Annotated in this window: 15 protein-coding genes; 10 read left to right on the top strand and 5 right to left on the bottom strand. The window is 65.8% G+C overall.

Going from position 1 to position 12,504, the window contains the following annotated elements; genetic code table 11:
• Positions 1–20 precede the first annotated feature (20 nt).
• On the bottom strand, positions 21–314 hold the full coding sequence (locus ACFQU1_RS13965; RefSeq protein WP_378133488.1) for a hypothetical protein: 294 nt from the start codon (positions 312–314) through the stop codon (positions 21–23).
• Positions 311–853, bottom strand: coding sequence for a hypothetical protein (locus tag ACFQU1_RS13960; protein WP_378133486.1), 543 nt, complete (start codon positions 851–853; stop codon positions 311–313). Before ACFQU1_RS13960 ends, ACFQU1_RS13965 begins: the two co-directional genes overlap by 4 nt.
• Before the next feature lie 140 nt (positions 854–993).
• Here ACFQU1_RS13960 and ACFQU1_RS13955 point away from each other — a divergent pair, with 140 nt between their 5' ends.
• Positions 994–2,286 carry an SDR family oxidoreductase gene (locus tag ACFQU1_RS13955; RefSeq protein WP_378133484.1) on the top strand — a complete coding sequence of 431 codons (1,293 nt, stop codon included), beginning with the start codon at positions 994–996 and terminating at the stop codon, positions 2,284–2,286.
• Positions 2,283–2,765 (top strand): DUF2269 family protein, encoded by a 483-nt coding sequence (locus ACFQU1_RS13950; protein WP_378133482.1) that lies wholly within the window; start codon positions 2,283–2,285, stop codon positions 2,763–2,765. The genes ACFQU1_RS13955 and ACFQU1_RS13950 overlap by 4 nt, the downstream gene beginning before the upstream one ends.
• Before the next feature lie 5 nt (positions 2,766–2,770).
• On the opposite strand, the gene ACFQU1_RS13945 is transcribed toward ACFQU1_RS13950, so the two are convergent.
• Positions 2,771–3,088 (bottom strand): hypothetical protein, encoded by a 318-nt coding sequence (locus ACFQU1_RS13945; protein WP_378133480.1) that lies wholly within the window; start codon positions 3,086–3,088, stop codon positions 2,771–2,773.
• Positions 3,089–3,260: 172 nt separating this feature from the next.
• On the opposite strand from ACFQU1_RS13945, the gene ACFQU1_RS13940 reads away from it, so the two are divergent.
• From ACFQU1_RS13940 to ACFQU1_RS13930, 3 genes are all read left to right on the top strand, one after another.
• Positions 3,261–4,109 carry an SIR2 family protein gene (locus ACFQU1_RS13940; RefSeq protein ID WP_378133478.1) on the top strand — a complete coding sequence of 283 codons (849 nt, stop codon included), beginning with the start codon at positions 3,261–3,263 and terminating at the stop codon, positions 4,107–4,109.
• A gap of 152 nt (positions 4,110–4,261) precedes the next feature.
• Complete coding sequence (locus tag ACFQU1_RS13935; protein ID WP_378133476.1) at positions 4,262–4,771, top strand: ferritin-like domain-containing protein; 510 nt, start codon at positions 4,262–4,264, stop codon at positions 4,769–4,771.
• A 471-nt stretch (positions 4,772–5,242) separates the two neighbouring features.
• Complete coding sequence (locus ACFQU1_RS13930; protein ID WP_378133474.1) at positions 5,243–6,121, top strand: manganese catalase family protein; 879 nt, start codon at positions 5,243–5,245, stop codon at positions 6,119–6,121.
• Between the two features lie 65 nt (positions 6,122–6,186).
• Here ACFQU1_RS13930 and ACFQU1_RS13925 read toward each other — a convergent pair whose 3' ends face one another.
• Positions 6,187–6,930, bottom strand: a complete 744-nt coding sequence (locus tag ACFQU1_RS13925) for a sulfite exporter TauE/SafE family protein (protein WP_378133472.1) — start codon at positions 6,928–6,930, stop codon at positions 6,187–6,189.
• Between the two features lie 112 nt (positions 6,931–7,042).
• On the opposite strand from ACFQU1_RS13925, the gene ACFQU1_RS13920 reads away from it, so the two are divergent.
• Positions 7,043–7,819, top strand: a complete 777-nt coding sequence (locus ACFQU1_RS13920) for an AraC family transcriptional regulator (RefSeq protein WP_378133470.1) — start codon at positions 7,043–7,045, stop codon at positions 7,817–7,819.
• Positions 7,820–7,828: 9 nt separating this feature from the next.
• Here ACFQU1_RS13920 and ACFQU1_RS13915 read toward each other — a convergent pair whose 3' ends face one another.
• Positions 7,829–9,079: an aminopeptidase gene (locus ACFQU1_RS13915; protein WP_378133468.1), complete on the bottom strand. Its 1,251-nt coding sequence runs from the start codon at positions 9,077–9,079 to the stop codon at positions 7,829–7,831.
• Positions 9,080–9,306: 227 nt separating this feature from the next.
• Here ACFQU1_RS13915 and ACFQU1_RS13910 point away from each other — a divergent pair, with 227 nt between their 5' ends.
• The 4 genes from ACFQU1_RS13910 (at position 9,307) to ACFQU1_RS13895 (ending at position 12,491) form a co-directional block, all read left to right on the top strand.
• Positions 9,307–9,714: a VOC family protein gene (locus ACFQU1_RS13910; RefSeq protein ID WP_378133466.1), complete on the top strand. Its 408-nt coding sequence runs from the start codon at positions 9,307–9,309 to the stop codon at positions 9,712–9,714.
• 87 nt (positions 9,715–9,801) lie between these two features.
• The gene (locus ACFQU1_RS13905) at positions 9,802–10,884 is read left to right on the top strand and encodes a WD40/YVTN/BNR-like repeat-containing protein (protein WP_378133464.1); all 1,083 of its coding nucleotides are present in this window, start codon (positions 9,802–9,804) and stop codon (positions 10,882–10,884) included.
• A 14-nt stretch (positions 10,885–10,898) separates the two neighbouring features.
• Positions 10,899–11,183, top strand: coding sequence for a MoaD/ThiS family protein (locus ACFQU1_RS13900; RefSeq protein WP_378133462.1), 285 nt, complete (start codon positions 10,899–10,901; stop codon positions 11,181–11,183).
• Positions 11,184–11,327: 144 nt separating this feature from the next.
• Positions 11,328–12,491, top strand: coding sequence for a lipase family protein (locus ACFQU1_RS13895; protein ID WP_378133460.1), 1,164 nt, complete (start codon positions 11,328–11,330; stop codon positions 12,489–12,491).
• Positions 12,492–12,504 lie beyond the last annotated feature (13 nt).

Here is a 12,504-nt window from a genome sequence, read left to right as displayed (position 1 = left end):
GCGCCCCGCGCCTGTGCCGATCAATGGTCGGGCTTGGTCTGGCCGATGGTCGTGGTGATCTGGGAGAAGCTCCACGAGGCTTCCTCCTGGCGCCCGGCCGCCTGGCGCAGGAAGCGAATGGGAAAAACGATCGCTTCGATCTGAGCTGCGCTCAGTCCCGCCGCACGGCGGGCTTCGGCGTCGGCCCCGGCTTCGGCGCGTTTCAACGCTTGCTCAACCTCCTCGTCGGTCAAGAGGCCCTTTGCCCGCATGACGTCGAGAAGGGAGGCGATGGCGAGCAGGAGACCTTCCAGTTGCAGATTTGCCGTGTTCATGATGTGCGCTCGTGTTGTTCGCGGCCCATTCGAAGCATCAACGCATCCGGACGCGCGCCGGCCCCGCGGCCGAAGACCTCAGTCTCCGACTGCTCCAGTTCCGAAAGGCTTTTCGTCAATGTCGCTCCCCAGACCACATGGGCGGCGAGCATCAGGAGGTTGCGACGCAGGGGGTGGCGCGCCGCATTGGTGAGGATGCCGGCGGCCGGGATCCAGCCGAGATAGCTCGCCGCCCAGACGGTGAGACCGTAGACGATGCCCGGCCCCGCTCCACGGTTCGGAAAGAGCGCCGCATAGACTGCGCCCGCCAGCGCTCCGAAAGCAAAGTGGTTGGTGAGCGCGGCCGCGCGGCGGTCGGTCTCTTCGGATGGCGGCGACCGACCGCCACCGACGCTGTCCGAAATCTCTCGCGGCGGTAGGGCATAGCGTTCCTCGTCGGGCAGCAGACGGTGCATGCGTTGCATGGCGGCTGTCATGGCCAAGGTCGCGGCGATACCGGCAAGCGCCCCGACAAGGGGGCTGGTCGCGCGATCCGACATGTCTCCTCCTGGTCTTCTGCGGTGCGGCGGACCCGCCGCTCGGTCACTGTTCCGGAACGGTATCGCTTGTTATTCGTTCCACCTCCGGTTCAGTCGCTTGTCCGATGTCGTCCCCTATTGCGGAAGGAGCAGGAGCGCCGATGCGAGTGATGGTCATTGGCGCAACCGGACTGATCGGCTCTGCGGTCACGGCCCGGTTGCTCGCAGCCGGCCACGATGTCGTCGGCATCGCCCGCGGCATCGCCGATGCATCCCGGCGCTTTCCCAAAGCCCGATGGCTTTCGCTCGACATCGCCCGCATGAGCAAGCCTCAGCTCTGGACGGCGCATCTCACGGGCCTTGATGCCGTCGTGAACTGTGCCGGCATTCTCCAGGACGCACCAGGCGAGAGCGCCAAGGGCCTGCACGCCGATGCGGTCGCTGCGCTTGCCGCCGCCTGCGAGACGGCGGGCGTCCGGCGGCTCGTGCATCTCTCGGCGATCGGAGCCGATCGGGAGGCGATGAGCGACTTCTCCCGCTCGAAGGGAGATGGCGAACGGGCGGTGATGGCGCACGATCTCGACTGGGTGATCCTGCGTCCCTCGGTTGTCGTCGGTCGCCAGGCCTATGGCGGCAGCGCGCTCTTCCGCGGCCTCGCCGGCCTGCCGCTCATGCCTATGATGCCGGGCACCGGCCCCTTGCAGATCGTGCAGCTCGACGACGTCGTCGCGACCGTCCTGTTTTTTCTCGCGCCCGAGGCCCCGGCGCGGCTCACGCTCGAACTTGCAGGCCCGGAGCGGCTCACCTTCGCCGAGGTGGTGCAGGCCTATCGGCGCTGGCTCGGCTGGCGCGAGGCGGCCACCGTCCGGCTGCCGGCCTGGGTGGCGGCGGCCCTCTTCCGGCTCGGCGATTTCGCGGGGCTTCTCGGCTGGCGTCCGCCCATGCGCTCGACCGCGCAGCGCGAGATCGGGCGTGGCGCGGTCGGCGACCCCCGCCCATGGACCGACGTCACCGGGCTCGTGCCCCAGAGCCTGGAGTCGGCCCTTGCCGCGGAGCCCGCCGGCGTGCAGGAGCGCTGGTTCGCTGCCCTCTATTTTCTGAAGCCGCTGGTCTTCACCGTCTTTTCGCTGTTCTGGATCGTCACCGGGCTTCTCTCCGTCGGGCCCGGCTACGAGATCGGCGTCAGCCTGATGCGCGAGGGCGGCGCAGGCGCGCTCAGCGGTCCTTCGGTGATCGCCGGTGGCCTGGCCGACCTCCTGATCGGCATCGGCATCGCGTTCCGCCGCACCGCCCGCCCGGCGCTCTATGCGGCGCTGGCCATTTCGCTGTTCTATGCGGCTGCAGGAACCGCGATCCTGCCACGTCTGTGGATCGATCCGCTCGGACCGATGGTGAAGATCTGGCCGATCATCGTCCTGAACCTGGCGGCCTTCGCCCTGCTGAGGGACCGATGACGCTCTATGTCGTCCTGAAGTTTCTGCACGTCGTCGGCGCGGCCGTGCTGCTCGGCACCGGCGCGGGCATCGCCTTCTTCATGCTGATGGCGCATTTGACCGGCGAGGCGGTGAAGGTCGCCGCGGTCGCCCGCATCGTGGTGATCGCCGACTTTGTCTTCACCGCGACCGCTGTCGTCGCGCAGCCGATCACCGGCGTCGCGCTGGCTTGGACAGTCGGCTATTCCCTCACCGAGGGCTGGATCGTCCTTTCCATCCTGCTCTATCTCCTCACCGGCGCCTTCTGGCTACCGGTCGTATGGATGCAGATGCGCATGCGCGATCTCGCCGAGAGGGCGGCGGCCGAGGGCAAGCCCCTGCCCGCCGCCTATCACCGGCTGTTCTGGACGTGGTTTGCCTTCGGCTTTCCCGCTTTCGCAGCCGTGCTCGGTATTCTTTGGCTGATGATCGCTCGGCCGAGCTTTACGCTCTGGCCGTGATCGCGTCACGGCCGTACGGCGGAATAGCCGGGCGGGTCGCTCGCCGGAAAGGACTCGTCCGAGGCTTCGTCCACCTTGTCCCAATCGTCCGGCGGATCGCGCATCGACTCGGGCCCGGCTGCCCGGTGAGACACACCCGCCCCGGGTGAAGCCCGGCGGCTCGCGCGCCGTTGCGCCGCCGCCCGCCCCGAGCCCTCGCGGCCTCGCGGACGACGCGCATCCGGCCGTTCCTCGCCGTCGCGCTGGGCATCCTTGCCGAGCATATAGAAACCGGCAGCGACCAGAACGCCGGTTAAGAGCAAGCGTAGCAATCCCCTCGTCATGACAGTTCTCCTCATGGCAAGACGATAACGACAGGCCGCCCAAGATGGTTGCCGCCTCGCCACCGATATCACACGCAATCGCGCGGAACACGAGATGTCTCCGCCAGGTTATCACTCGCGGCCGCACCGGCCGCCTCTGCTGCCAGGCCGCAAAAGGGGCCATCTCAGGGCCATGTCGAACAAGCCGATCGTCGAGGATCTCGCCCGCTCCATCTGCGAAGGCCGTGCCATTCTCTTCGTCGGCGCCGGAGTGTCGATGAGCGTCGGTCTGCCTTCCTGGCGCCGGCTGATCGAGCATATGGCAAAAGAGCTCGGGCTCGACGACGCGGCGATCGGTGCGCCCGATCTGAGCTACCAGATGCTCGCCGAATACTACCGGTTGAAACAGGGCAGCATCGAACCACTCAGCCGCTGGATGGCTTGCAATTGGGACGTCTCGCGCGAGCAGGTTGCCGGCTCTCGGCTGCACGGCCTCATCGTGGCGCTCGATTTCCCGATCATCTACACGACCAATTACGACCGCAATCTCGAAGTCGCCTACGAGATCCACCGCAAGCCATACACCAAGATCGCCAATGCCAAGGATATCGCGGCGGCAAGGCAAGGCGTGACGCAGATCGTCAAATATCATGGCGACTTCGACGACGATGAATCACTCGTGCTCGCCGAGACCGACTATTTCAGCCGCTTGTCGTTCGACTCGCCGCTCGATGCGAAATTCCGGGCGGACGCGCTCGGCAGCACCGTCCTCTTCATCGGCTACAGCATGTCGGACATGAACATCCGGCTCTTGCTCTACCGGCTTTGGCAGACCTGGAACGAATCCGGCTATGAGAACGACCGCCCGCGCTCCTTCGTCTTCATGCCCGAGCCGAATGTGGTGCAGGAGGCTGTCCTCGGCCGCTGGGGGATCACTGTCCTGACCGGAAAAGCGGACGACCCCAGCGAAGCTTTGTGCTCCTTTCTCGAGACGCTGAAGGACGAAGTCGGCAAGCTTCAGCGAGACAAAAATCGGACTTGAGCTCAACAATTATTTTGGTATCGCCGGTGAAGCGGCGCGAAATACCATATCTTCATTGGTCCTTGTTGCGCTGACACGCGGAACTTCCCGCAAAACCGGTCGTTGAAAGGTCAGCATTCCCCTGGTTGCACCCCCTGACGAGGAGACCCGAGATGGCAAGCGCCGAAGAACGCCTGATGGAATGGCTCCGTGACGCCCATGCTGCCGAACAGCAAGCCGAGACCATGCTGACGGGTGTCGCCAGCCGGCTCGAAAACTATCCCGATCTGAAGGCGCGGATCGAGCAGCATATCCGCGAAACCCAGCGCCAGGCCGATCTCGTGCGCGGCTGCATCGAGCGCCGCGGCGGCAGCACCTCGATGATCAAGGACGCCGGGGGCAAGATGATGGCCTTCGGCCAGGCCATGAGCGGCATGTTCGTCGGCGACGAAGTCATGAAGGGCTCGATCGCGAGCTATGCCTTCGAGGCCATGGAGATCGCCTCCTACCGCATTCTCGTCACCACGGCCGAGCAGGTCGGGGACCAGGAGACGGCGCGCATCTGCGAGCAGATCCTGCAGGAGGAGAAGGCCATGGCCGATTGGCTCGAGCAGAACCTGCCGAATCTGACCAAGGCTTATCTCATGCGCGAGGAAACACCAGGCGCGACGGCCAAGCACTGAGCCGGCGCGACTCTATTGCCGACTCCTCATGTGAAGAAATACGCCGGAGCGCACCTGCTCCGGCGTCCTTTTTTATGCGCAGAGGCCGTGTTGTGCCCTGGATCGAGGACCCGCTGTCCCGCTCGCCGAAGCACCCATGCCCATGCTGCCCTTGAGCGCGAGGCGCGCGATATCGCGCGCGTCGGCCCCGAAGCCGCAGCCCTGGCGAGATACTCTCCTATTCTATACTGTCCCGCTTGTCGTCTTATTGTAAAGTAATAGCTAGTTTAAACCAGATCTAAGGTAGCGACATCTTCCATAAACGTCGACGATTCTCGGGAACGTTCGTCGGATCCTCGTGTTGAAGGGGAAGAAGCCGTCCCGCGTCACAAGATTGCGATCACTCACCGCAGATTCACGGCAGGCCGCTCCCTCCGTATGTTTGCGCGCTGGTTGGCGTCTGCGCGGGCTTCCACCGAAAGGTCATGCGCAATGTTCTATACAGATGGCAAGCTGCAATATCCCGTCCGCGTCGAAGCTCCCAATCCTTTATTCGCCCGCGCGCTCCAGCAGGCGATCGGCGGCGTCGAGGGTGAAATCCGCGTCGCCATGCAGTATATGTTCCAATCTTTCGGCGCTCGCGGCCCGGCGAAATACCGCGATATGCTTCTCAATACTGCAACCGAAGAACTCGGCCATATCGAAATGCTGGCTACCGCGGTTGCACTCAACCTCGAAGGCGCGCCACTGTCCTTCACTGAGGATGTGTCGAGCGATGCCGTCGCAGGCGCGGTGCTGAACGGCATGGACTTCCGGCATATCCTCTCGACCGGCCTTGCCGCCCTGCCGTCGGATGCCAACGGCGTTCCTTTCGATGCTTCCCACGTCTATGCATCCGGCAATATCGCCGCCGATATGTATGCCAATGTCACGGCCGAATCGTCCGGCCGCGCTCTGGCCGTGCGGCTCTACAACATGACCGACGACCCGGGCATGAAGGACATGCTGTCCTTCCTCATCGCGCGCGACACGATGCACCAGCAGCAGTGGCTTGCCGCGATCGAAGACATGGGCGGCTCCGCCAATCTCCCGATCCCGAACAGCTTCCCGCAGGACGAGGAGAACCAGGAGTTCTCCTATGTCTATCTCGGCCATATGACGGACGGCTCCATCCCTGAAGGCCGCTGGACCTCCGGCGCCAGCATCGACGGTAAGGGCAGCTTCACCAGCGAGGTCTCACAGCCTCTGGGCGATAAGCCGAGCCTCGCGCCTGCCCGGCCCGACGGCGGCGCGCAGACCGGCCAGATCTCGAAATCCGGCATGGGCGGAATTGCCGGGGCCGTCGAGGGCGCGATCGAACGCAACATCTGAACGCATTCGCTCGCGGATCGAGACATGCCTCCCCGATCGCCGATCGGGGAGGTTTTTTGCGCGCGCTATAGGTAAGACCAGAAGAGGGTGAGACCGGCTGCGATGACGATCGCCCGCAGGGCGGCCGGCTTGACCCATCGCGCGATGCGCGCGCCCAGCCAGCCGCCGACGATCGCCCCGCCGAAGACGATGCCGCCGGCCATCCAGTCGATCGTCCCGGTCGCCATGAAGATCACCGCCGCGACGGTTGTGGCGACGGTGGCGAGCGCGTTCTTGAGCGCATTCGCCACATTTAGGTCCTCGACGCCGACCAGCGTCAGCACGGCCATCAGCATGATGCCGAGACCCGCGCCGAAATAGCCGCCGTAGATGGCGACGGCGAATTCGATCACTCCAGCGACGGCCGGCGGCGCGGCCCCCTTGTGGTACCGGCGAAGAGCCGTGAGGAGCGTTGGTCCGGCCGCGAAGAGGAGCGTGGCGGCGAGGACGAGCCAAGGCACGAGCCCGCGAAACAGCGCATCGCCACTCGCGAGCAAAAGCGACGCGCCCAGCACCGCCCCGAGCGCGAAGATCACGACGCTGTGCGTGAGCCGGCGGCCTTCGCGGCGCAGTTCATCGCGATAGCCGAGAAGGCTCGTGGCGTGACCGGGCCAGATCGCGACGACGCTCGTCGCGAGCGCTGCCACCGGCGCAAGTCCGACGGCCACGAGCGCCGGAAAGGTGAAGAAGGTGCCGCCGCCGGCGATGGCGTTGCTGAGGCCGCCCATGAGCCCCGCGCCGGCGAGCAGCAAGATCTCTGGAATTGTCATCGACGTCCAGGAATGTTCATGTCGCGGAAGGTTAGCCGATCGGCGTCCGTCCCGGTGTCGGCGAACCGCCAATCGCTATCGCCAAGGTGACGCGATACTGAAGGGTGACGCGATGCTGATCGACCCGCATGCGGGCTTCATGGAGGACGGGAGCCGCCTCATCGGCGCGGCGCGACACTTCGCGCCGGCCGGCACGCCGCCGCGCCATGCCCATACGCGCGGCCAGATTGCCTATTGTCCGGATGCTGTTATCCAGGTCGCTGCCGGCGAGCGGCTTCACGTGCTCGCGCCCGGCGAAGCCATGTGGCTGCCAGGCGGACTGCCGCACCGGATCTCCGCCAGGACAGCGCGCTCGGCGCTCAATCTCTATCTGCGGCCGGACGTCGTGCCGGGCCTCGGCGGCAAAGCAGTCGCGCTGGCACTCGGCGCGCTCGAACGCGAGCTCGTGCGCACGACCGCGAAAGCCTCGCCGTCCGACCGCGCGACGCCAGCCTTCGAGAGGCTCGTCGATGTGCTCTTCGATCGGCTGCGTCCCTCCCCGTCAGCGGCGCCGCTCGGCCGTACACCGTCCGATCCGCGGCTCGCCGCGATGCACGAGCACTGGCTCGCCGACGAGGAGGACGAGCGCGATCTCGCCGCTTGGGCCGAGCGGCTCGCATTGTCGACGCGCACGCTGCAGCGGCGGATCCATGCCGCGACAGGCCTTTCCTTCCGGCTATGGCGCCGGCAGGTGCGCCTCCTCCGCGCCGCCGAGGCGCTCCTCAACGGCAAGCCAGTGAAGGCGGCGGCCATGGATGCGGGCTATGCCTCGACCAGCGCCTTCGTCGCCGCCTTCCGGGAAGCCTTCGGCGTCACGCCGGGCGCACTGCAACGCCGGCAGCGCGACTGACACTCGGCCTCAGGCCCATTCGCCCCTGCGGAACACCGGCACACGCCGGCCGTCCGCATGGACGCCGTCGATGTCGATCTCGCCCGAACCGATCATCCAGTCGATGTGGATGAAGCTCTTGTTGCCGCCCTTAGCCGCGATCTCTTCCGGCGTCAGCTTGCCGCCATCGAGGAAGCATTTCGAATAGCATTGGCCGAGCGCGATGTGGCAGGAGGCGTTTTCGTCGAAGAGCGTGTTGTAGAAGAGGATGCCGCTCTTTGAGATGGGCGAGGAATTGGGCACCAGCGCCACCTCGCCGAGCCGCCGGGCACCTTCGTCGGTGTCGAGTACTTTGTTCAAGACTTCGGCGCCGCGCGCGGCCTTGGCCTCGACGATGCGCCCCTCCTCGAAACGCACGGCGATCTCGTCGATCAGCGTTCCCTGGTAGGACAGGGGCTTGGTGCTCCTCACATGCCCGCTCACGCGACGCGCATGTGGCGTCGTGAAGACCTCCTCCGTCGGGATATTCGGGTTGCAGGTGATGCCGTTTTTGGCCGTGGAGGCGCCGCCCTGCCATTCGTGGTCGTCGGCGAGCCCGACCATCAGATCCGTGCCGGGACCGGAGAAATGCAGCGCCTGAAAGCGCTGGCCGTTGAGCCACGCGGTGCGGGCGCGCAGCGCCGCGTTATGGGCCGCCCAGGCGGCGATCGGATCGTCGGTGTCGACGCGTGATGCGGCAAAGATCGCGTCGGCGAGCTTTGTGACCGCGACGTCTTCCTCGTCGCCCGGAAAGACCTCTCTCGCCCAGGCGGTGCCGGGATAAGCAACGATATTCCAGTTGATGTCGAAGCCAGCGATCTTTTCGAGCGCCGGCTGATAAGCGACTGAATTCGCCTTGTTGGCGCGGGAGACCTTGGCCGGATCCTCCTGAGCGAGAAGCATGGGGTTGTCGCCGACGATCGCAAGCCGCGCGGTATTCCCGACAAAAGCCTTGGCGACGCCCTCGTAGAGCCAGTTCGGGGCGCGATCGAAGCTCGCATCGGGCCCGAAGCGATAGCGCGCCAGCGTGATCTCCTCGTCGGAGAGGATGGGCGTCACCAGCCCGGCGCCCGCCCGATAGGCATGTTCGACGATGCGTCGCACGAGCGGCAGAGCCGCGACCGGAGCCGTGAGGAAGAGATCCTGCCCGGCTTGCAACTGCAGCCCGATCTTGACCGCCACCTGGGCGAGCCTGTCGAGTTTCACCGGGTCGATGGAAGACGTGCGCTGGAGCATGGTCATGGAGCATCCGGGCTGAAGGGAATAGGATCGCATAGAGATATCGCGTTCGCGGTGCTGGGGGAAAGCGGCTTCGGCGCCGTTGGTCGGCGCATCGGCCATTCGCCCGCTTGACGAAAAAGCTGCAGCCGGCGCCAACTACCTCGCCTTTGCAAAAAAATCGCGTCCAGTTGTCGGATCCTTATCGCCTCCCACGTCCTCGGGGGAGTCGAACCGACGGAGGAATGATCATGCAGGTGCAAGCCTATCTCTTTTTCGAGGGCCGCTGCGAAGAAGCGATCGCGTTCTACAAGCAGGTGCTCGGCGCCGAAGTCGAGATGCTCATGCGTTTCAGCGAGTCCCCTGATCCGATTCCGCCCGGCATGGTCACGCCCGGCGCGGAGAACAAGGTGATGCACGCGGCGCTCCGCATCGGCGACAGTCTCGTCATGGCATCGGACGGGGGCTGCACGCAGGCCGCCCAATTCCAGGGCTTTTTCCTGTCGCTCTCGGCGGCCAACGAGGAAGAGGCCGACCGGCTGTTCGCGGCGCTTGCCGAGGGCGGCGAAATCCGCATGCCGATCGGCAAGACCTTTTTCTCGCCACGCTTCGGCATGGTCGCGGACCGCTTCGGCGTGCCGTGGATGGTGGTCGTCTGAAGGCAAAGGGTCCCTATCGGCCTGCAAGACCCACGTGGTCCAAGAGGCCCAAGAGCGCCGACCGGCGCGACTTTTCGGAGGGTGGAGATGGCGAAGAAAGTCCTCGTTCTCATCGGCACCAAGAAGGGCGCATTCATCCTGGAGAGCGACGCAGAGCGTCGCGGCTGGGATCTGCGCGGCCCCTTCTGCGAGACCTGGCCGATCCAGCATGTGGTCGCCGATCCGGCAACGGGCCGGATCTTCGGCGCGGGCGGCAATCCCTGGTTCGGGCCAGCCGTCTGGCGCTCGGACGACTTCGGGGCGACCTGGACGCATTCGAGCGAGGGTCTCGCCTATGCCACAGGCGAGCAGCCGGTGAAGGCGGTATGGAGCCTCGCGGCCGGCCACGGCCGGCTTTATGCGGGCGTCGAGCCGGCCGGGCTCTTCCGCAGCGACGATGGCGGGCTGACCTGGACGCATCTCGAAGGGCTGCAGAAGCACCCCTCGCGGCCGGAATGGAACGAGGGCGGCGCCGGTCTGATCCTGCATTCGCTCGTGCTCCATCCAGAGGACGAACGGCAGATCTGGGTCGGCATCTCGGCCGCCGGCGTGTTCCAAACGTCTGACGGCGGTGAGACCTGGGAAGCGCGCAACCGCGGCACACGGGCCGACTTCATGCCCGAGGACCAGCGCTATCCCGAGCACGGACAATGCGTGCATTGCCTCGTGATGGCACCGGGCAAGCCAAACCGGCTCTACCAGCAGAACCACTGCGGCATGTATCGCAGCGACAACGGCGGGCGCAGCTGGCAGAGCATCGAGGCGGGGCTTCCCTCGAGCTTCGGCTTTCCGGCGGCGGTCCACCCGCGCGATCCGGAGCGGCTCTACCTCATCCCGCTCAACGGCGACATCGCCGGGCGCTACATGCCGGAAGCCAAGGCCGCTGTCTGGTGCACCGGCGACGGCGGCGAGACCTGGGGCGACCGGCGGGAAGGATTGCCGCAGCAGAGCGCCTTCTTCGGCGTGCTGCGCCAGGCGCTCGCCACAGACAGCCTCGAGCCGGCCGGCGTTTATTTCGGTACGGGCTCGGGCTCACTCTATGCGAGCACCAACGAGGGCGAGAGCTGGACCTGCGTCGCCCAGCATCTGCCGACCATCGCCTCGGTCGAGACGCTCGTCATCGACGACTGACAGCGAGTAAAGCGATGCAGAGCGAGGAAAGGCGGCCGGTGCTGGTGAGACTCCCGACACTCTTCGCCGGCCTCTTCCCCGATGCCGAGCGGCGGCTTGAACTGTCGGTCGGCAGCGTGGAGGAACTCGTCGATGCGCTCGACGAGCGCTGGCCGGGGATGCGCGACCGGATCTGCGATTCAACGCCGGCGATCCGCCGCCACATCAACGTCTTCGTCGACGGCCGGCGCGCGACGCTCGCAAGCCCGCTGCGCCCCGGCGCCGATGTCTTCATCCTCACCGCCATCAGCGGCGGGTGAAGACAAGCCGCGTGCGCGGTGCTGTCCATGTCTTGGCGCGTATTTCTTCGGCGGACGACGTCATCGGCGAGCAGGATTGCGTCTAGACGCGACCTTGGCGTGAAGCTCGGCTAAGATCTGCCTTCCATCACGATGGAAGGCAACATGCTCCACCTGATCAAGCATCTCCGTTCCGGGTTCTCGGACCTTTTACTTGCGGCCGGTCTAGGCATCATCTTCGCCGCATCAGCGAGCGCTGCGCCAGCTCAAAGGGCAGGCGCGCTCATTCAGGCCGAGCCGATGGCGAATGCGCCCTTTGGTTCGACGGCCTACCGCATTCTCTATCGCTCGACCGGGCTCAAGGGGGAGCCAATCACGGTATCGGGAGTGGTGGTCGTGCCCTCCGACGCGACGTCGCCGCAAGCCCCCGGCATCGTTGCCTGGGCGCATCCCACGTCCGGCGTCGTCACGCGTTGCGCGCCGTCGCTGCGGCCGAATGTCTTCGGCAGCATTCCCGGACTGCGGGATCTCCTGCGGCGCGGCTTCATCGTGACGGCGACCGACTATCCAGGCCTCGGCACGCCGGGGCCGCATCCCTATCTCGTCGGCGTGAGCGAAGGCCGGGCCGTCCTCGACTCGGTGCGCGCCGCGCGGGCACTGGTCGGATCGGCGGCGGGCGCTCGCTTTGCCCTTTGGGGCCATTCCCAAGGCGGCCATGCCGTCCTTTTTGCGGGCCAGCTGACGCGCAGCTATGCTCCCGAGCTCGAGCTCATGGGACTTGCGGCCGCAGCACCTGCGACCGAGCTCGCCACCCTCTTCAATGACGACATCAACACGCCGGGCGGCAAGATCCTGACCTCGATGGCGTTCTGGTCCTGGTCGCGGGTTTACGGGGCGCGGCTCGACAATGTCGTCGATCCGGACATGATGGCGACCATGAACCGTGTTGCCAATGACTGCGTCGAGTCGCTGGTCGAGGTGATCGGCTTGCGCTTGGCGGAACGGCCGCTGCAATCCGCCTTCCTCAAAGTGAACGATCTCACCGAGGTGCAGCCCTGGCGCAGGCTGATGGCGCAAAACACCCCGCGCGCTTCCTCGGGCGGCGTGCCCGTGTTCCTCGCCCAAGGGACAGCGGACAAAGTGGTCGATCCGGATGTCACCCTCGCCTTTGCAGGCGGTCTATGCGCGAACCGGGTGGCGGTGAATTACCTGATCATGCCCGGCGTCATCCACGCCTTCACCGGCCACCGAAGCGCGGATATGGCGACCGCATGGATCGCCGCCCGCTTCACCGGGGAACCAGCACCGAACAATTGCCGGAGACCGTAAGCAGCGCATCGTG

The organism is Chelatococcus sp. GCM10030263 (assembly GCF_042666455.1).
Taxonomy (GTDB): Bacteria; Pseudomonadota; Alphaproteobacteria; order Rhizobiales; family Beijerinckiaceae; genus Chelatococcus.
Note: the sequence above shows the minus strand (reverse complement) of the source record. Positions and strands in the feature narration are given on the sequence as shown.